At 56.6% G+C, this 16,707-nt stretch carries 20 protein-coding genes; 10 read left to right on the top strand and 10 right to left on the bottom strand.

What is annotated here, in order from left to right; genetic code table 11:
- On the bottom strand, positions 1 to 621 hold the full coding sequence (locus tag HEQ18_RS10845; RefSeq protein WP_432814725.1) for an SCO family protein: 621 nt from the start codon (positions 619 to 621) through the stop codon (positions 1 to 3).
- Positions 622 to 665: 44 nt separating this feature from the next.
- On the opposite strand from HEQ18_RS10845, the gene HEQ18_RS10850 reads away from it, so the two are divergent.
- Positions 666 to 1,331 (top strand): ankyrin repeat domain-containing protein, encoded by a 666-nt coding sequence (locus HEQ18_RS10850; RefSeq protein ID WP_432814726.1) that lies wholly within the window; start codon positions 666 to 668, stop codon positions 1,329 to 1,331.
- A gap of 27 nt (positions 1,332 to 1,358) precedes the next feature.
- Here the strand turns inward: HEQ18_RS10850 and msrB are convergent, their stop codons facing one another.
- The 4 genes from msrB to HEQ18_RS10870 all read right to left on the bottom strand — a co-directional run bounded on the left by msrB (position 1,359) and on the right by HEQ18_RS10870 (position 5,428).
- Positions 1,359 to 1,841, bottom strand: a complete 483-nt coding sequence (gene msrB / locus HEQ18_RS10855) for a peptide-methionine (R)-S-oxide reductase MsrB (protein ID WP_397605727.1) — start codon at positions 1,839 to 1,841, stop codon at positions 1,359 to 1,361.
- Positions 1,842 to 1,901: 60 nt separating this feature from the next.
- The gene (locus HEQ18_RS10860) at positions 1,902 to 3,182 is read right to left on the bottom strand and encodes a cytochrome P450 (protein ID WP_397605726.1); all 1,281 of its coding nucleotides are present in this window, start codon (positions 3,180 to 3,182) and stop codon (positions 1,902 to 1,904) included.
- Positions 3,183 to 3,272: 90 nt separating this feature from the next.
- Positions 3,273 to 4,499: an ABC transporter permease gene (locus HEQ18_RS10865; protein ID WP_432814727.1), complete on the bottom strand. Its 1,227-nt coding sequence runs from the start codon at positions 4,497 to 4,499 to the stop codon at positions 3,273 to 3,275.
- Complete coding sequence (locus HEQ18_RS10870; RefSeq protein ID WP_397580808.1) at positions 4,496 to 5,428, bottom strand: ABC transporter ATP-binding protein; 933 nt, start codon at positions 5,426 to 5,428, stop codon at positions 4,496 to 4,498. The genes HEQ18_RS10865 and HEQ18_RS10870 overlap by 4 nt, the downstream gene beginning before the upstream one ends.
- 79 nt (positions 5,429 to 5,507) lie before the next feature.
- Between HEQ18_RS10870 and queG the strand changes: the two genes are divergently transcribed.
- Positions 5,508 to 6,623, top strand: a complete 1,116-nt coding sequence (gene queG / locus HEQ18_RS10875; RefSeq protein ID WP_432814728.1) for a tRNA epoxyqueuosine(34) reductase QueG — start codon at positions 5,508 to 5,510, stop codon at positions 6,621 to 6,623.
- Positions 6,624 to 6,931: 308 nt separating this feature from the next.
- Here queG and HEQ18_RS10880 read toward each other — a convergent pair whose 3' ends face one another.
- Positions 6,932 to 7,324, bottom strand: a complete 393-nt coding sequence (locus HEQ18_RS10880; RefSeq protein ID WP_397605722.1) for a hypothetical protein — start codon at positions 7,322 to 7,324, stop codon at positions 6,932 to 6,934.
- The gene (locus HEQ18_RS10885) at positions 7,321 to 7,983 is read right to left on the bottom strand and encodes an EI24 domain-containing protein (RefSeq protein ID WP_432814729.1); all 663 of its coding nucleotides are present in this window, start codon (positions 7,981 to 7,983) and stop codon (positions 7,321 to 7,323) included. Before HEQ18_RS10885 ends, HEQ18_RS10880 begins: the two co-directional genes overlap by 4 nt.
- 337 nt (positions 7,984 to 8,320) lie before the next feature.
- Between HEQ18_RS10885 and HEQ18_RS10890 the strand changes: the two genes are divergently transcribed.
- Positions 8,321 to 9,316: an adenosine kinase gene (locus HEQ18_RS10890; RefSeq protein WP_432814730.1), complete on the top strand. Its 996-nt coding sequence runs from the start codon at positions 8,321 to 8,323 to the stop codon at positions 9,314 to 9,316.
- Here HEQ18_RS10890 and HEQ18_RS10895 read toward each other — a convergent pair.
- The 3 genes from HEQ18_RS10895 to tsaD are packed head-to-tail and all read right to left on the bottom strand — an operon-like array spanning position 9,313 to position 12,877.
- Positions 9,313 to 10,809: a lipopolysaccharide biosynthesis protein gene (locus HEQ18_RS10895; RefSeq protein ID WP_432814731.1), complete on the bottom strand. Its 1,497-nt coding sequence runs from the start codon at positions 10,807 to 10,809 to the stop codon at positions 9,313 to 9,315. The two genes, HEQ18_RS10890 and HEQ18_RS10895, sit on opposite strands and share 4 nt — an antisense overlap.
- 41 nt (positions 10,810 to 10,850) lie before the next feature.
- Positions 10,851 to 11,846 carry an NAD(P)H-dependent glycerol-3-phosphate dehydrogenase gene (locus HEQ18_RS10900; RefSeq protein ID WP_432814732.1) on the bottom strand — a complete coding sequence of 332 codons (996 nt, stop codon included), beginning with the start codon at positions 11,844 to 11,846 and terminating at the stop codon, positions 10,851 to 10,853.
- Positions 11,843 to 12,877 carry a tRNA (adenosine(37)-N6)-threonylcarbamoyltransferase complex transferase subunit TsaD gene (gene tsaD / locus HEQ18_RS10905; RefSeq protein ID WP_432814733.1) on the bottom strand — a complete coding sequence of 345 codons (1,035 nt, stop codon included), beginning with the start codon at positions 12,875 to 12,877 and terminating at the stop codon, positions 11,843 to 11,845. The genes HEQ18_RS10900 and tsaD overlap by 4 nt, the downstream gene beginning before the upstream one ends.
- Positions 12,878 to 12,906: 29 nt before the next feature.
- On the opposite strand from tsaD, the gene HEQ18_RS10910 reads away from it, so the two are divergent.
- The 7 genes from HEQ18_RS10910 (at position 12,907) to HEQ18_RS10940 (ending at position 16,662) form a co-directional block, all read left to right on the top strand.
- A complete protein-coding gene (locus HEQ18_RS10910; protein WP_432814734.1) occupies positions 12,907 to 13,032 on the top strand; it encodes a hypothetical protein in 126 nt (41 codons plus the stop codon).
- Entirely contained in the window at positions 13,001 to 13,855 is an 855-nt protein-coding gene (hemC, locus tag HEQ18_RS10915; protein ID WP_397605715.1) for a hydroxymethylbilane synthase, read from the top strand. The genes HEQ18_RS10910 and hemC overlap by 32 nt, the downstream gene beginning before the upstream one ends.
- Positions 13,852 to 14,571 (top strand): uroporphyrinogen-III synthase, encoded by a 720-nt coding sequence (locus HEQ18_RS10920; RefSeq protein ID WP_432814735.1) that lies wholly within the window; start codon positions 13,852 to 13,854, stop codon positions 14,569 to 14,571. Before hemC ends, HEQ18_RS10920 begins: the two co-directional genes overlap by 4 nt.
- 1 nt (position 14,572) lies before the next feature.
- On the top strand, positions 14,573 to 15,421 hold the full coding sequence (locus HEQ18_RS10925; protein WP_432814736.1) for a hypothetical protein: 849 nt from the start codon (positions 14,573 to 14,575) through the stop codon (positions 15,419 to 15,421).
- 159 nt (positions 15,422 to 15,580) lie between these two features.
- Complete coding sequence (locus HEQ18_RS10930) at positions 15,581 to 16,012, top strand: flagella basal body P-ring formation protein FlgA (RefSeq protein ID WP_432814737.1); 432 nt, start codon at positions 15,581 to 15,583, stop codon at positions 16,010 to 16,012.
- 82 nt (positions 16,013 to 16,094) lie between these two features.
- Entirely contained in the window at positions 16,095 to 16,370 is a 276-nt protein-coding gene (gene flgM, locus HEQ18_RS10935; RefSeq protein ID WP_296196083.1) for a flagellar biosynthesis anti-sigma factor FlgM, read from the top strand.
- Positions 16,371 to 16,374: 4 nt separating this feature from the next.
- A complete protein-coding gene (locus tag HEQ18_RS10940; RefSeq protein WP_397606475.1) occupies positions 16,375 to 16,662 on the top strand; it encodes a hypothetical protein in 288 nt (95 codons plus the stop codon).
- Positions 16,663 to 16,707 lie beyond the last annotated feature (45 nt).

Here is a 16,707-nt window from a genome sequence, read left to right on the forward strand (position 1 = left end):
TTAACGGACCCATTTGGCCAGTTCCGCCTCTACGAGGGCCGGCGCGCCTTCATTGGCGGCGGTGTTGGGGACATCGGCTGGCATGATCGCTAATGGTTCACCCTTTGGCCCCATCAAATAGGGCGTCTGGCTGTGGCTTATCAGGTAATTTTCCGGCGAACTTCCGTCGACCTTGCTGAAGTAGATGGCGAATTTCTTGGCGGCTTCGGCAATTTCTGAATCTGTGCCGGTCAGACCGATAGCGCGCGGATGAAAGGCGCTGACAAATTGTTTCAGCACCGCACTCGTATCGCGGGCGGGATCAATGGTAATGAAAATCGGTTGGATCTTGGCCGCCAAATCAGGGTATTTTTTCTCAAAAGATTTCAGGCCAGCCATGAGGTTCTGCATATCGGGCGTGCAGATGTCGGGGCAATAGGTATAGCCGAAATAGACGATGCGATAGGAACCATCGAATTCCTTAAAACTGCGCTTTTGGCCATCCTGATCCGTCAGCAGAAAATCGCCCCCGATCGTGGCCCCCGCCAGCGGCGCTTGGCTCAGCGGCGGTTGCGCGGGGCCAGAGTCACATGCGGATAAGAGCAGAAGGGCGGATGCGGCAAAAAGTGATGTTTTGTTCATAGCGAGGCCAGACATGGTCTGCTAAGGCGGAGTATACAAGGATAATGGATATAAATATGGGACAGATTCTGTTGAAAAAGACATTTTTTCTCGTTGCCGCGGCTGGTCTCATCTTGCCAGTCACCAGCGGTGTCGTTGCGCCTGCCGCCATGGCGCAGTTTTCGGACAGCTATAATTTCCTGAAAGCGGTTAAAGACCGCAAAGGTGAGGATGCCGAAAAGTTTCTGGCAGAACCTGGCTCGGTCATCGTCAATACGCGCGATATTACCTCTGGTGAAACCGCTTTGCATATCGTGATCCAGCGCCGCGACTCGACGTGGCTCGGCTATTTGCTGCAAAAGGGTGCCAATCCGAACTTGGCCGACAAAAAAGGTACGACCCCTTTAATGCTCGCCACGCAACTGGGCTATGTGGAGGGTATAGACGTGCTTACCCGCAGAAAAGCGCAGGTCGACCAAAGCAATCGAGCGGGTGAAACGGCGCTCATTCTGGCCGTCCAACTTCGTAATATAGACGCCGTGCGGGCCTTGTTAAAGGCAGGGGCCAACCCGGATAAATCCGACAGCCGTGCCGGATATTCGGCGCGCGATTATGCCAAGCAGGATGGCCGTGCGTCGGAAATTGCTGCCCTCATCGAAAATCATGGCAAAGCAGATGCCGCATCAAAGCCTGCGGAACTGGACTTTTCGGGCATTGAAGGGCCCAAATGAACCGCATCGCCCGCCCGCCCGACCGGATCAGCCGGGCACAAACGTCATGGCGGCACCGTTCATGCAATAGCGTTTGCCGGTGGGCTTAGGCCCGTCATCAAAGACATGCCCAAGATGCCCGCCACATTGCGCGCAGTGCACTTCTGTCCGTGGCAAACCAATTTTATAGTCGGTTTTTGTACCAATTCCGCCTGCCAATGGCGTGTAAAAGCTTGGCCAGCCCGTGCCGCTTTCGAACTTTGTGGCTGACGAAAACAGACGCTTATTGCAGCCAGCACAGACATAAATGCCCTTGCGCTTTTCGTTGTTCAGCGCGCTGCTATAGGGCCGCTCGGTATCCTCTTGGCGCAATATGCGATACGCCGCTGGCGACAGCCGTTTCTTCCACTCGGCATCGCTGTAGGTAATGGCAAAGCGCGCCTTGGCGGTCGCATCCCGGCCACAGCCAAAGACGAACGTAGCCGCGCCTGCACTCAAAAAGGACAGAATTTGGCGTTTGTTCAGTTGCATGACATTTTCCTTTAAAAGCCCTTGCAGTACATATGCTGCGGTCGCCCAAAAAGTTTCCTATCAATAACGCGACAGCTCCACATCCATCTTGCGATAACCATGCACAAAGCAACCGGCGACGCGTTCTGGTTCTGCAACGACGTTAGGCCGTAGGCGACGCACGGCCATTTCCTCGAGTAGGATGCGGATTTGCAGTTCGGCAAGCCGCGCACCGACGCAACGGTGGATGCCATAACCGAACGCCAAATGCCGCCGGGCATTTTCGCGGTCAACGATCAACTTGTCCGGATTTTCAAACACGCTTTCGTCGCGATTGGCAGACAGATACCACATGCCGATCTTGTCGCCCGCCTTGATGGGCGCTCCGAACAGGTCATGGTCCTGCGTCGCGGTCCGCCGCATATGCGCCAGCGGCGTCTGCCAGCGGATGATTTCGCTGACGGCGTTGGTGATAAAGGCAGGGTTCTTTTCCAGCCTCTCTCGTTCATCTTGGAAGCTATGTAGGCCATAAACATAGCCCGACATGGAATTGCGCGTGGTGTCGTTACCGCCGACGATCAGCAAGATGAGGTTACCCATATATTCCAACGGGGCCATGTCCTTCATCGGCGAATGGATCATCCGGCTGATTAAGTCAGGAGCCTCACCCTTGTTTTTGCGCTCGTTCCAGAGATTCTGGAAATAGGCGCCCATTTCGAACATTTTAGCGAGCCGCGCTTTGCGGGTTTCTTCGGTGCGGAACAATTCGACGTCACCAGCCCAATCGGACCATTCGGTCAGTTTGCGGCGGTCTTCCCAAGGGAAATCGAACAGCAAGGCAAGCATTTGCGTCGTCAGTTCGATCGAAACCAGATCAACCCAGTCGAATGTTTGGCCAACGGGTAACGAATCCAGTAACTCCGCCGTGCGGCGGCGGATGTCGCCGGACATGCGGTCCATTTCGCCCGGCGTAAATGCTGGCGCGATGACGCGGCGTTCCTCGGTATGCTTGGGCCGGTCCATCGCGATGAACATGGGCATGACGACTTTTTCGTCTTCCGGAATGGGTTCGGCCAGCGCGTTGTCGTCGATCAGCGTGATGCCGCCATGTTCGAATGAAGACGAGTAAATATCTGGCAATGCCTCGACATGCTGGATCGCTTTCAGCGTGGTGACATTCCAATAGCTGCCGAAATCGGAGTCTTCGATTTTGTTAATCGGGGCCTTTTCCCGCATTTCCTTGAATATAGGATGCCAACGATCCTCAAGGTAAATATCGGCTTTGGTTACATCCCAGCGGTGCGGTGCCTGATTGATCTCATAGGGTAGCGAATCGCTTTCAAATATCGGGGCAGTGGCCATTTTTCTCGACTCCTCTCACCAAGGAAAGTGCCACTACTTACAAAAATGTCAATCCAGTTTCGAACCGCAACTTAATTGTTATGTAGGGTGCTATCGGGAAATTTTCATCAGCCCCCAAAGCTTGCGCTTGCCGCCATCCTCGACGCGGCCAGCGTTTCCGGACTTCATGACGTTTTTCTTGAATAGATATACGCCAAGGCGCAGCAGCAGCACCGCGAACAACAGTTGGCCGATAATCGCTACACCATGATGCCATAATGTCGGCTCAAGCGCAGCGCGCCCAATCATCGCGAAGGGCGAACTGAACGGAAAGACGGCCGCAAATATTTCTATGGGTTCGCCAGTCTTGGTCAGCGCGTAGGCGGCGAAGAAAAAATTCACCATTTGCGCCATGGTGACTGGCGTCGAAATCGTCTGTACCTCGCGCACCGTTGACGCCATTGCGCCAATACCAAGGAATAAGGCACCAAACATCATATAAGCCATGATGAAATAGGTGAAGCATAGCGCCGCAAATGTCGGCCATCCGACCGCTGGCGTTGGAATGCTAGGCACATTAGGATCAATGGCCACAAAGCCGATCAAGCCAATAATGGACCACATGGTGATGCCAACCAATGCCATGGCGAGCATCGCAACCAGCTTGCCCAGAAACACTGATTCCATCGGGATCGACGCAGCCAAGATTTCGATAATCTTGTTCGATTTTTCCTCGACCAGATTGGACAGCACCATGCCCGCCAGCAATAACGTAAGGAAAAATATCAGCGCCTGACCAATTTGCGCGGTGATGGTTCGGAGTTGCTTGTCATTATTGGCGCTTTCGGCAACGACATCAGGCGTGGCTGTGGGCAGTCGTACACTGCCGCCGCTAGACGCGTAACCGGCAAGAAGCTCAATGTCGGCGCGGTGCCGTTCGATGCTGCTTGCGGTTCCTGTTATGATGGGGTTCGCCAGCGTCCCTGTGACCACCACGCTAAAATTATCCGCTTTTTTGCGCAGATACTCTTGGGGCCGTATCTGCTCTGCGGCTCCGTCGCCGACGATTTTCATATCGGCAAAATAGCCATCGCCAAATGTTTTGGACAACGCAGCGCGCGCGGCCAAAAGCTTGTCAGAATCAGCTGTAGTAAGCGCGACAGCGACAGAGGGCCGCGACACGTCCCGCGCCATCTGCTCACCCAAATTGCTTCCCGCAAAGCCAAGCAACACTGGCAATAGGGGACCCAGCAGAAAGAAGATGAACGCCTTGGAATAGACAATCGCGATAAAATCACGGCGGGCAATGACGAAGGCGGCGCGGAAAGTCTCGCTCATTTTGCGTCTCCCATGGCGGCGCCATCCATTTCGGCGGCCACATCTTCGCCTGCAATCGCGACGAAGGCATCGTGCAGGCCGGGCCGTTCAATGGATAGCGACCGAATGCCCGCTTTGCCCTCGACCAAGGCAGTCAGCAGGGGCTCCACGCCTGTTTCGGGCAAGGTGAAGTGCCAATGATGCCCTTCGGCCTTTGTCTGCGCAGGCAGAGCCGAGCGCCATGGGCCATCAAGTGTTTCGGTTTCCAAATGCACTTGCGGACGCAAACGGTCACGCGCCTCCGACACCAGCCCGTCAAAGCTGATCTTGCCCTTTGCAATAATCGCGATGCGTTCGCATAAGCGTTCGGCATGGGCGATGACATGGGTGGAGAAAATAACGGTAACGCCTTTGTCAGCCTGCGCACGGATCATTTTTTCGAGCTTCGCTTGATTTAGGGCATCAAGCCCGGAAAAAGGTTCATCGAGAACAATCAGCTTCGGGTCATGGACGATGGTGCCCATCAACTGTACCGTCTGCGCCATACCTTTGGACAGCTGCCGGATTTGCCGGTCTGCGGCGTAACCAAGGCCAGCCTCTTCGAGCAAGGCACGGCCTTTTCTCGTGCCTTCCTTGAGCGAAAGGCCGCGCAGCGCCCCCATGAAAGCAATAGTGTCAACGGCGCGCATCGATTGGTAAAGCCCGCGTTCTTCGGGCAAATAGCCCACGTTACGTGACTGTAAGATGGGGCGGTCGGCGCCAAGCAAGGTCCGCGTCCCAGCGTCGGGATCAATGATGCCAAGCAAGGTCCGCAGCATGGTTGTTTTGCCCGCGCCATTTGGCCCCAAAATACCAAAAATGCTACCTTCGGGAATTTTCAAGTCCACACCATCAACCGCGCGAAAGCCGTCGAATTGCTTTACCAGGCCTTTTGCCTCTATTGCATACATTTTGATGTGCCCTGGAGTGTGGGAGGGTGTTGCATAAGGTCGGCGCGTGGAGAGAGAAGATAGAAATTTAGATAACGCCTTGCAAGATAGAGATTTAGTTTACGCCTTGCAAGATCGTGCCAAAAACGAAGGCTTTGTCGCCTTTGGCATCGCGCCTGGCCGTCTTGCGCCGGCGGCAGGCGTGCGACTTCGACAATGGCTGCGCGAAGGCTTGCATGGCGACATGCTTTGGATGGAAAGCCGCGCCGATGAACGCGCCAATCCGGACATCTTATGGCCCGAGGTCAAATCCGTCGTCATGCTGGGGATGAGCTACGCCCCGCCGCAGGACCCCATGGTCCTTGCCGACCAAGACACGCGCGCACGCATTTCGGTCTACGCACAAGGGCGCGATTATCATGATGTTGTGAAGGGCGCGCTCAAGCGGCTGGCGGGCTGGCTGGCCCATGAAGCAGGTGCAGGCGTTAAGGTTTTTGTGGATACCGCGCCCGTGATGGAGAAAGCCTTGGCGCAATCCGCAGGGCTTGGCTGGCAGGGTAAGCATAGCAATGTCGTGAGTAGGGAACATGGCAGTTGGCTGTTTTTGGGCGCGATTTATACCACCGCTGAGCTTGCGCCTGCCTTACCTGCCGAAGACAGTTGTGGATCATGCCGTTTGTGCCAAGACATTTGCCCGACCAATGCCTTTCCCGCGCCCTATCGCCTCGATGCCCGCCGCTGCATCTCTTATTTGACGATCGAGCATAAGGGGCCAATCGATTTGGAACTTCGGCCATTAATGGGTAATCATATCTATGGCTGCGATGACTGTCTTGCCGTTTGTCCGTGGAACAAATTTGCCGAAACGGCCGCCGCGCATAAGGCTTTCTTGCCGCGCGCGGAACTGGTTGCGCCGCAGATTGCGGATTTATTAACATTGGATGATGCCGCATTTCGCCAACTTTTTTCCGGATCGCCCATCAAACGGATCGGACGTGACCGGTTTGTACGCAATGTCCTGATCGCGGCTGGCAATGGCACGGATGCCGGGCTTATTGCGCAGATTGAGGTGTTACTGGCTGATCCTGAGCCAGTGGTGCGCGGTGCGGCGATTTGGGCGTTGGGGCGGCTGTCGCCTGAGGTGTTTGCGCAAAGGCGGCAGGACTTGTTTGCCGCGGAGCAAGATGCGTCGGTTCTTGCCGAATGGGGGGCGTAGGATATGAAAGGTTCAGTTAGGGTCAGGACCACTTAGGGTCAGGACCTATTAAATCCACCTTCGCGGCGTCAAAATGGCAAAGATATCGAAGTGAAATGGCCGCCGCAGGCAGTAATTCTGCCTGCAAGGGCATTTTGTTTCGAGATCGAAGCCATTTTGACGTCCTTCGGATTTGACCCATTTTGTCCATTGCTACGTTGGCAAAGCTAGACTTAGAACCACTAAGCCTGCGCCTTGCCGCCTTGCACTGAACAAAATGGCCTCAAACCGCGAAGGTTGATTTAATAGGTCCTGACCCTAAATCCACCTTAGCGGCGTTGCAGGGCCTCAATGCAGGCGGCGCGGTCTACGGCCGCTCCGTCGCTTCTGCGTGCATCGACATAAGTGGCGACTTCGCGCGCGCCTTTGCGTTCGGGATAGAGAAACACATCAAGGATGCAGGGCTTACCGACGAACTGCAGCTTGCGACCATTTACTTCGACAACGTCCAACCGTGGTTCGCCGAATAAGCGTTTTATAGCATTGGCGTCTTTACCAATCACACCTTCTAGTCCGCGCGCTAAAATAACAGGGCGGGGCGGGAAAGACGCCGCCGTGCGTTCGGCCGGTGCGGGCTGACGCGCTGGCGCACGTGCTTCAGGCGCCGAGACACAGCCCGCCAGCAACAGCGCGATTGCGGTGAGGGGGAGTGCATGCTTCATAAATTCGAATTTCCTGAATGGACCCAATGGACTGCCGTGGCTGTTGCCAAAATGGGCACCAAAAGGTTGACAAGCGGCACCAGCATTCCGGCAGTTCCCATTAGTCCCAGCATCAGACGGGGTAGCTTGTTCATCGCGCCCTTTGCGCCATGACGCGCGATGAGCATGTCCTCCAAGTCCCGGCCCAAAAGCAACGCGTTGATCAACAGGAACGCGATGGCGGTGCCAACGCCGGTAAACAGCAGAAGCACATAAAGCGGTAAAGCGAGGAGATTATAGGCCAGCACGCGCATTATCGACCGCATGGCCAACTGCACACCAGCGCCAAGGCTTGGCCGTTTGCCGAATGCGGCTTGCCGTGGATAATGCCGATCCTCGACGGCATCGATGATGTCATCGGCAAAAACCCATGTTATCGCAACGGCGACAACGCGGAACAGCAAGACGCCGGACAGGACGGTAATGGCACCTGAGAGCAGGCCCGACCAAAGGCTGTCATCATTCACATTGAGCCATCCGAACAACCCTTGCAGGGCGAACCAGAGGCCAATGCCCAGAATGAGGATGCTGACGATGGTGAGAAGGATTACCTTGACCAAGATAGCAAAGATACGCCTGTCGGACAGACTTTGGAACGAAAGCATCAACGCCTGGATCATGCGACCGTTCTAAAGCGCTTGCCGGAAATGTCCAATCCAACTAGGGCCAGGAGCACTTAAATCCACCTTCGCGGCGTCAAAATGGCAAAGATATCGAAGGAAAATGTCCGCCGCAGGCAGTCATTCTGCCTGCAAGGGCATTTTGCTTTGAGATCTAAGCCATTTTGACGTCCTTCGGATTTGACCCATACTGTCCATTGCTGCGTTGGCAAAGCTTGACTTAGAACCACTAAGCCTGAGCTTTGCCGCCTTGCACTGAACAAAATGGCCTCAAACCGCGAAGGTGGATTTAAGTGGTCCTGACCCTAGGACGCGCTTGGCTTAAATAGGAACCTTTATGACCGATACCCGCTTCGACGTCCTCGCAATTGGCAATGCCATTGTTGATATCATCGCCGATACCGATGATGCTTTCATCGCAAGCGAAGGCCTCAATAAGGGCAGCATGCAGCTTATCGACGAGGAACGCGCACAGGCGCTTTACGGGCATATGGGACCTGCCCGGGAAATTAGCGGTGGTTCGGCGGCGAACACCTTGGCTGGCCTGGCACGGCTTGGACACAAGACGGCGTTTATCGGGCAAGTTGCAACCGATCAGCTTGGTGAAGTTTTCGCGCATGACATTCGCGCGGGCGGCATTCATTTCGACATTCCCGCCCGTGACGGTGCGCCATCGACAGCGCGTTGCTACATATTGGTCACGCCCGATGCGCAGCGCACGATGAACACCTTTTTGGGTGCGTCCCAATATCTGCCTGCATCGGTAATCGACAAATCGCTGATCGAAAGCGCGGCGATCTTGTATCTTGAAGGGTATTTGTGGGACCCTGAAGAACCACGTGCTGCCATGCGAACCGCCATTGATGTTGCGCGGGCGGCTGGTCGCAAGGTGGCTTTAACCTTATCAGACGCATTTGTGATTTCGCGTCATGGTCCTGATTTCCTGGCCGAAATGGACGCTGGCCGTATTGACATTTTATTCTCTAACGAAGTTGAAATCTGCGCGCTGAACAACAGCGATGATTTCGAAGCTTCGGTTGCCGCTATCGCCGCCAAGGTTCCATTGCTCGTCTGCACGCGCGGCGCACATGGCGCGATTGCCGTCGAAAATGGTGTACGGACGGAAGTTGGTGCTGAACCAGTGGCGCAGTTGGTCGATACCACAGGCGCAGGCGACCTGTTTGCGTCCGGTGTGTTTGCCGGCCTTGCGCAGGGGCGCCCAATGGCGGAATGCCTGACCATGGGTGCGGTGTGCGCAGCGGAAATCATCTCGCATTATGGCGCGCGGCCGGAAGCAGACATTGCGGATTTGGTTGCCAAGCGTTTACGTTAATCGCGTTTCTTGCGGAATAGGACCCGGTCTTCGGGGCCAAAGCCCCAGCGCCAGACGATCCAGCCATAAAGACCAAGAATTGCGGGAATACCGATTGTGAGTTCGACCCATTCAAATCGGGCGGGCACGCTGACGATAATGAATCCAAGCAGCGCAGCAGCGGCAACGGCAATAAGCAGCGGCCAGCGCCAGACACGGATATTCTGCCCAAGCAAATGCGACAGAAACCGGGATTTGATAAGCGACCCGATCCCAAGCGAGATCGTCAGGCCGCACGCCACCGCTGCCGCCTGATATAGGCCGACATGTTCAGGCTTAATGGGTAAATCGTCGACGAGTATGATCAGGCCAACACTCACCAATGCCTGTACCATGAGCATGCCGAGTGAGATCAAAAGATTTCGGTGGCGTGCCATATACACCAGGGCGGATTCGCTCACGACGGCGGTGGCGGCGGTAACCTCTGCGGCGAGCAAAAAGGCAAGCGCCATAGCGCCGCCAACAAATTGAGGGCCCACCAGCCCCATCACGGCCTCGCCCGGGATACCAAGCGCCAATGCAATCCCCGCCTGCGCCGCTATGATCCAAAAGCCGACTTGGCCCACTTGCCTGGCGATTTCCGCATAGTTTTGCGTCTGCAAATTGCGGGTAATGACTGGCCCCAAAATTGGGTCGAAACTGGTTTTCAACTTCTGCGGCAGGCTCGCGACTTGTTGCGCGACATAATAAATCCCGACGACGGCTGGCGCGGCGAACAAGCCCAATATGGCAAGGTCAAGTCGCCGGCTGCCCCATTCGGCTGCATCAGCAGCAGCGAGCGGCAGGTTGCGCCGCGCAATGCCAAACGAGCGCGTCGGGCTTGGGCGCCAGCCGCGCGGAAGGCCATAGCTGCGCCATAAGGGCCACAGCGCAAAGACCAATGCTGCCGCCAAAGAGGCGATATAAGCCAGGATCAGGCCATCGCGGGCGGAATAGAAATAAAATACACCCGCAGCGATGCTGATCGTCCAAGGCTCGACAACTGCACGTGCGCGTACGGTGGATAGGATGTCAAATTTATAGGCAAGCGCAGACAGCGCAATATCCGTCGCCACAATCGCAAAAATCGCCAGCGGCAAGAACCGATCAAACCCGTTGATGCCGCTATTGGGAAACATGAATTGCGGCAACGCGATCAAAAATGCAGCGCCCAGCGCCGAGGCGACCATCGCGGCGAGTAAGCAATCCGCGATGATATGGGCATGCGGCCGATCATCCCTGGACAGCAGCTCCGCAAGACCCCGGCGCAGGCCAAGCGACCCAAGCTGGGCTGCAAATTCAACGATCAAAATAGCATAAGCAAAGCGGCCAAGTGCCTCGGGACCATACAGCCGTCCTGCGATGAACAAGAATGGGATGCGCGCCGCCAGCCGCAGCACGAATCCAAAGACATTTGTACGACCGCCCTTGGCGAGCGCCTGAATGTCTTCTTCATCGGTTCTGGCTGTGGTCAAATGTAGTCCTTTGTGCGTGAACTAGCGGATTCAGGCCGAAGTTACCAGCTTTCGGACTTGAGTGGACGGGCCAATAACTCGGTCACTACGGCCTCCACGGTGGCTGTGCCAGCGAGTAACGCGCAAACGGCTGAAACGATTGGCATTTCGACAGACAGAGATGTGGCCGACTTCAAAAGCACTGGTGCCGTAAACGCGCCCTCGGCCACGGTCTTACGGTCGGCGAGCAGGTTTTGCGCAGTTCGTCCTTGTCCAAGACCCCGGCCCAAAGAGAAGTTTCGCGAGTTTTCCGAACTGCACGTCAGCACCAGATCGCCCAGCCCCGACAGCCCCGCAAGCGTTTCGGCTTTTGCACCGCGCGCAAGGCCATAACGCTGCATTTCGGCAAAGCCGCGCGCGATTAACGCAGCGCGCGCATTCAGGCCAAGGCCAGCGCCGTCGACTACGCCACAGGCAATGGCGAGCACATTTTTGACGGAGCCGCCAATTTCCGCGCCAACGACGTCATCGGACCAATAGGGACGGAAAGAAGGGGTGGCGATACTGCGCATCAGTGCCGAACCAAGCGCTGGGCTTGCGGTCGCAAGCGTCACGGCGGTTGGCTTTCCAGCCGCGACCTCATGCGCAAATGTAGGGCCGGAAAGCACAGCCAAAGGATTTTGCGGCCGCATATGCGCTGCGACGTCGGACACCAGCATTTGTGTGTCGGCCTCAATACCCTTGGCACATAGGATCATCGGCGCTTGCGTGTCGGGAAGTGCGGATAAAGTCGCGCGCACATGCTGCGCCGGCGTGACGATCAGCAACGCATCGCAATTGGCCATATGGGTAAGATCGGGTGTAGCTGCAATCTTTGGCGACAACGGCATTCCGGGCAGGAACAGGGTGTTTTCATGTTGGACGTTCACGCTGCGCACGACATCTTCTTCGCGGGCCCACAGCAAGACACCATCATGGATTTGTGCCATGACTGCCGCAAGCGCAGTGCCCCATGCGCCGCCACCGATGATGCCGACGGGATATCTGCCCACGCTCATGCTTTGACGCCTGCGCCGCGAGCGGGTGCGGCATGGGGGTCAAGCGGCCAGCGCGGCCGCGCGACAAAGTCCAGCCCGTCCGTTAGGCCCATACCAAACCGCTCTGCACCGGCCCAAGCGATCATAACGCCATTGTCGGTACACAACCACAAGGGCGGGGCGACAAAGCGCATCCCACGTTGCATAGCGAGCTTTTCCAGCATCTCACGGATTGGCACATTGGCCGCAACACCGCCAGCCACCACCAAGGCAGCAGGCGCATCAATGCGATCCAGCGTGTAGGTTATGCGGTCATAGAGGCAGTCGATGACCGCCAATTGGAACGACGCGGCGATATCCTGTATCCTATACCGGCCCGATTCATGCGCGCGAAGGACTGCGCTTTTCAAACCGGCAAAGGAGAAATGCGGTTCATCCGCGCCTTTTAGCGGCCTTGGCAGGGGCACGTTGTTGGCGTTGCCGATGGCGGCGGCGCGTTCGACCGCGGGCCCGCCAGGAAAGCCGAGACCCAAGATTTTCGCGGTCTTGTCAAACGCCTCGCCCACTGCATCATCGATGGTGGTCGCAAGACGGTTATAATCGCCAACGCCGTTGACGCGCAGCAACTGGCAATGGCCGCCCGACACAAGCAACAGCACATAGGGAAATTCCAGATCCGCATCGATAAGGCGGGGCGACAAGGCGTGGCCTTCAAGATGGTTGACGGCAATCAGCGGCTTACCCGATGCCATGGCGAGCGCCTTTGCCGTGACTAAACCTACCATCACGCCGCCAATAAGGCCCGGGCCAGCGGTCGCGGCAATGGCATCAACGTCGTTGAGGGCAAGTCCGGCATCGGCTAATGCCGTTTCGACCAAAGGCGTCATCAACTCGGCATGCGCGCGCGCCGCGATTTCGGGAACAACGCCGCCAAATGCGCGGTGATGATCCTCTTGCCCGGCCAAGGCATGGCTTAGGATTGTGCGATCGGACCGCACGATTGCCGCTGCGGTTTCGTCACAGCTTGATTCAAGACCCAGAATGATTGCCATATTGCTTTCCCATAGTTGGACGCGCCGCTATGAACAAGCCGCATGACATGTCCAATATTCACAGCCGAGCGGCCTTTACGCATCGGAACCCGTCGTTCTCCGCTGGCTTTGGCCCAGGCCGAGATGACCAAGGCGGCTATGAAAGCGGCGCATAATCTGCCCGATGACGCGGTGACGCTTGTTCCAATGCTGGCGACAGGCGACAAGATTCAGGACAGGCCGCTTGCCGATATTGGCGGGAAAGCGCTTTGGACCAAGGAGTTGGAACGCGCGCTGATCGATGATCAGATTGATATCGCCGTCCATTCGATGAAAGACGTCGAAACATGGCGCGCAGACATTTTTGTCATTTCTGCGATGCTGCCGCGCGCTGACGTTCATGACCGGCTGATTGGGGCTGCGTCGCTTGGTGATTTGAAGCAAGGCGCGCGTGTCGGAACGTCGAGCCCCAGGCGCGCGGCGCAGCTGCAACGGGTGCGGCCGGATTTACAGATTGTGCCATTGCGGGGCAATGTCGCGACCCGGCTTGCGCATATTGACGCAGGGGATGCCGATGCCACCCTGCTCGCCGCCGCAGGACTTGACCGTTTGGGTATGGCCGAGGTGGGCGCTGAACTATCGCTCGACGCGTTTTTGCCGGCCGCGTCGCAAGGCGCCGTCGGTATTGATCGATTGGCAAGCCGTGAAGACCTTTTCTTCATCACACAGGCAATTAACGACGCCGATACATTTGTTGCCGTTAATGCCGAGCGCGCGTTTCTCGCCGCTGTCGGGGGCAATTGCCATTCCCCGGTTGCCGCGCTGGCGCGGGTTGAAGGGACGCAGATCCGGCTGCGTGCCGAGATTTTCACGGCAAATGGGAGCGAACTGCAATCGGGCGAATGTCTGTATGCGATTGGTAGCGATGGCCCCGCGCAGCTTGCGCAGCAATTATTGGGCAAAGCGAGCGCGGAGCTGAGAGGCATTTTCGCATCGTGAAGCTATTGATTATCCGGCCGCAACCTGGGGCGGATGCGACTGCGCATCGCCTGCGCGTCGCGGGGCACGAGCCCATTCTCATGCCGTTGTTTTCCATCGAGCATCTGCCCGTGCAGCGCATCTCGGCAGATCGTTATGACGCGATATTGCTGACCAGCGGAAACGCCGTGCGCGCCGCATTAGAATTTCTGACCCATGACCATGCCAAGCCGGTTTATGCCGTGGGCAGCGCCACCGCCAGCGCACTGCACAGTTTGTCCGTGCCAGTTGCTAAAACCGGGTCTGAAGGCGTTGACACGCTGGTGTGGGGTGCCGTCGCCGACGGCCATCAACGCCTGTTATGGCTGGCAGGCGAAGATCATAGCCCCATTCCGCATATCCATGGTGTCAGTATCGACATTGAAATCGTTTACAGAAGTGCCACCGTCAGCACGCCAGATGACTTTGTGCGTCACGTAACCGATAGCGATGCCGTGATCCTACATTCGTCGCGCGCTGCCCGGCATTTTGCAGATCTGTGTGCTATCATGGGCTTGCCGCGCGCCGACGTCACGCTCGCGACATTTTCGAACGCTATTGCAAAGGCGTCCGGGGAGAATTGGGGGGCGATGATCATAGCCGACGCGCCCAATGATGCTGCATTGTTGAAAGCGATCCAAGGACAGTTTAAAGCCACGCATTGCAAAGACGAACGCGGCGCGGCTATTAAGGACTGATATGAGCGATTATCCAACGGCACCGCCCGCTTCGGCTGGCGGGATGAAATTCAAGCATTTCATGTTGCTGCTTCTTGTCGCCTTTACCGGCGGCGGGGCGGCGACATGGTGGCTGGCGGATAGCTTTGGTATTCTCGCGCCGTCGGCACATGAAACGGCGGAAGCAGAAAACATCGCTGATCCTTTGCCTTCGGGCAAAGTCACGCCCGCAATGCTGCCTGCCGACGGCATAACGGCGCAGGTCCAGGGCCAAACGGTTCCGGTTTATGTAACGGACCCCGCGATATCGGGTGACGCGGTGCGTGGTGAAGCGCTGCTGCTGACATTTGCCGTGCGCCGGACGCTCGATAATGGTGCATCCTTGGGATATCTGGCGGAACAGCTTCGGCTTCGCTTTGGCGCAACGCAGCCGCAGGCGGTTGCAACTATTATATCTGCAGCGCAGGCGCCGGTTACCATCGACAAACTGCAGACAGAGCTTAGCGGACTAGCGCCTTTATTGGTCTCTGGTAATCGCGATAATAACGTCTGGGAAACCGTAAAAGGCGAGCTGTCGCAGCTTTTTGTGCTGCGCCGGGATGACGGGTCGACGCGCACCCCCGAACAGCGCCTGATCCGCGCACAAGCGTTTGTTGAGGCGGGCAATCTGTCAGCGGCCATGTTGGAAGTCGCCGCGATGCCGGGTGCCTCTGCGGCTCAGTCGTGGATGATCCGCGCGAAACGCTATGCCGATGCCCGTAAGGCGCTTGATCGTTTGGAACAAATGGCCTTGATCCGCCCTGTGGTCTTGCCAGTAACCGTGCCAGCACCCGCGCCGTCGCCCGCCGTCGGGGCTTCGGCAGTGCCGTGACGCGCATCCGTTCCCTTTGCGCCTTCCTCCAGTACCGAAACATCGCCGGGTTTGATTGCTGACCCGCATATTATCGGGCGCATCGCACAGAATATTTGGGATTAGAGCAATTGGCACGATGATTGCTGCCTTCGGACTATCAAATCCGAGGGAATGTTTATGCTTAGCCTATTGTTGATAATGTCCGCTGCCGCGCCAGTCCAGTTTGAAGACCTAGCGCTTCTCGACAAGAATATTCAGATGCATGCCAATGCAGAGCCAGTGGACAAAAGGCTGAAGCTCGCAAAATGTTCCGATGCACCGATCATCATGCCAGCGGTTGACGGGGTTGTTGTGGTGCGGTGTCCGGCCATTGGCTGGCGGTTGCGTGTGCCCGTGCGCGCGACCAATGCGATGGATGAAGGCGCTGCCATCGTTATCCGCAAAGGCGATGTAATTGAATGTATTACAACTGGGCCGGGCTTTGCCGTATCTGCACAAATGATCGCGTTGGATGATGCCAGAATTGGCCAATCCTTGCGTGTCAAATCGCTGACATCGCCCACGCCGATGACCGCCACGGCCAAAGCGCGCGGGCTGGCCATATTTTAATATTAAAGAGAATGAACAATCTGCCGTTTTTACTCCCGTTGCTGCTGTCAGATTTCCGACAGCAAAGCGGAAAGGGATAAACATGGTTGATTCGGTCACGTCAAAACCGCCCATATTGGCTGGTGTTGGGCAAAAGATGGCTTCGGACATTCCAAAGTTACGCCCAGAGAAAATACAAAATATTCAACCCATCGCGCAAAATATAAGTCTTGCGAGCGCGCTTGCCCAAAAAGGTCCCCCATTTGATGCCGCACGGATCGCGTCGTTGAAAGAAGCGATCGCCAGCGGCAACTACCGTATTGATCTGGGCGCTATTGCAGATGGCGTCATCCGTTTCGGATCGAAAAGCCCGGGCTGATTTCATGATCGACCGCATCATTGCTCGCCAGGCCGATCTTATCGCGGCGCTGGATGCGTTTGATGCCGACGCTGTTCTTGTCGCGTCGCGCGCGTTGGCTGAGGTGCTGGCGGTGTTGCCTCAGGACGAGGAGGCTGTCGATCCCGGAAAATTGGCATATGGCATGAAACAGGCAGAGGCAGCGCGTATCCGGGTCAAATATCTGACGGCATGGAACCGCCAGAAAATTGACCGATTGGCGGAATTACGGGGCCAATCATCGCCGCATACCTACACAGACCGACCGCGATAGCGCGTAAATACATCGTTTTTTTCATTTGGCATGAGCGTTGCTGTA

Source organism: Sphingorhabdus sp. (assembly GCF_050921905.1).
In the GTDB taxonomy this organism is placed as follows: domain Bacteria; phylum Pseudomonadota; class Alphaproteobacteria; order Sphingomonadales; family Sphingomonadaceae; genus Sphingorhabdus_B.

Coding starts and splice junctions, on each gene's coding strand:
- HEQ18_RS10870 (WP_397580808.1), bottom strand. CDS start 5,428: ATGTATGCAATAGAGGCAAAAGGCCTGGTAAAGCAATTCGACGGCTTT.
- HEQ18_RS10940 (WP_397606475.1), top strand. CDS start 16,375: ATGATCGACCGCATCATTGCTCGCCAGGCCGATCTTATCGCGGCGCTG.
- HEQ18_RS10885 (WP_432814729.1), bottom strand. CDS start 7,983: ATGATCCAGGCGTTGATGCTTTCGTTCCAAAGTCTGTCCGACAGGCGT.
- HEQ18_RS10880 (WP_397605722.1), bottom strand. CDS start 7,324: ATGAAGCATGCACTCCCCCTCACCGCAATCGCGCTGTTGCTGGCGGGC.
- msrB (WP_397605727.1), bottom strand. CDS start 1,841: ATGCAACTGAACAAACGCCAAATTCTGTCCTTTTTGAGTGCAGGCGCG.
- hemC (WP_397605715.1), top strand. CDS start 13,001: ATGACCAAGGCGGCTATGAAAGCGGCGCATAATCTGCCCGATGACGCG.
- flgM (WP_296196083.1), top strand. CDS start 16,095: ATGGTTGATTCGGTCACGTCAAAACCGCCCATATTGGCTGGTGTTGGG.
- HEQ18_RS10910 (WP_432814734.1), top strand. CDS start 12,907: ATGAACAAGCCGCATGACATGTCCAATATTCACAGCCGAGCGGCCTTT.
- HEQ18_RS10865 (WP_432814727.1), bottom strand. CDS start 4,499: ATGAGCGAGACTTTCCGCGCCGCCTTCGTCATTGCCCGCCGTGATTTT.
- HEQ18_RS10925 (WP_432814736.1), top strand. CDS start 14,573: ATGAGCGATTATCCAACGGCACCGCCCGCTTCGGCTGGCGGGATGAAA.
- HEQ18_RS10930 (WP_432814737.1), top strand. CDS start 15,581: ATGCTTAGCCTATTGTTGATAATGTCCGCTGCCGCGCCAGTCCAGTTT.
- tsaD (WP_432814733.1), bottom strand. CDS start 12,877: ATGGCAATCATTCTGGGTCTTGAATCAAGCTGTGACGAAACCGCAGCG.
- HEQ18_RS10845 (WP_432814725.1), bottom strand. CDS start 621: ATGAACAAAACATCACTTTTTGCCGCATCCGCCCTTCTGCTCTTATCC.
- HEQ18_RS10890 (WP_432814730.1), top strand. CDS start 8,321: ATGACCGATACCCGCTTCGACGTCCTCGCAATTGGCAATGCCATTGTT.
- HEQ18_RS10900 (WP_432814732.1), bottom strand. CDS start 11,846: ATGAGCGTGGGCAGATATCCCGTCGGCATCATCGGTGGCGGCGCATGG.
- HEQ18_RS10860 (WP_397605726.1), bottom strand. CDS start 3,182: ATGGCCACTGCCCCGATATTTGAAAGCGATTCGCTACCCTATGAGATC.
- HEQ18_RS10850 (WP_432814726.1), top strand. CDS start 666: ATGGATATAAATATGGGACAGATTCTGTTGAAAAAGACATTTTTTCTC.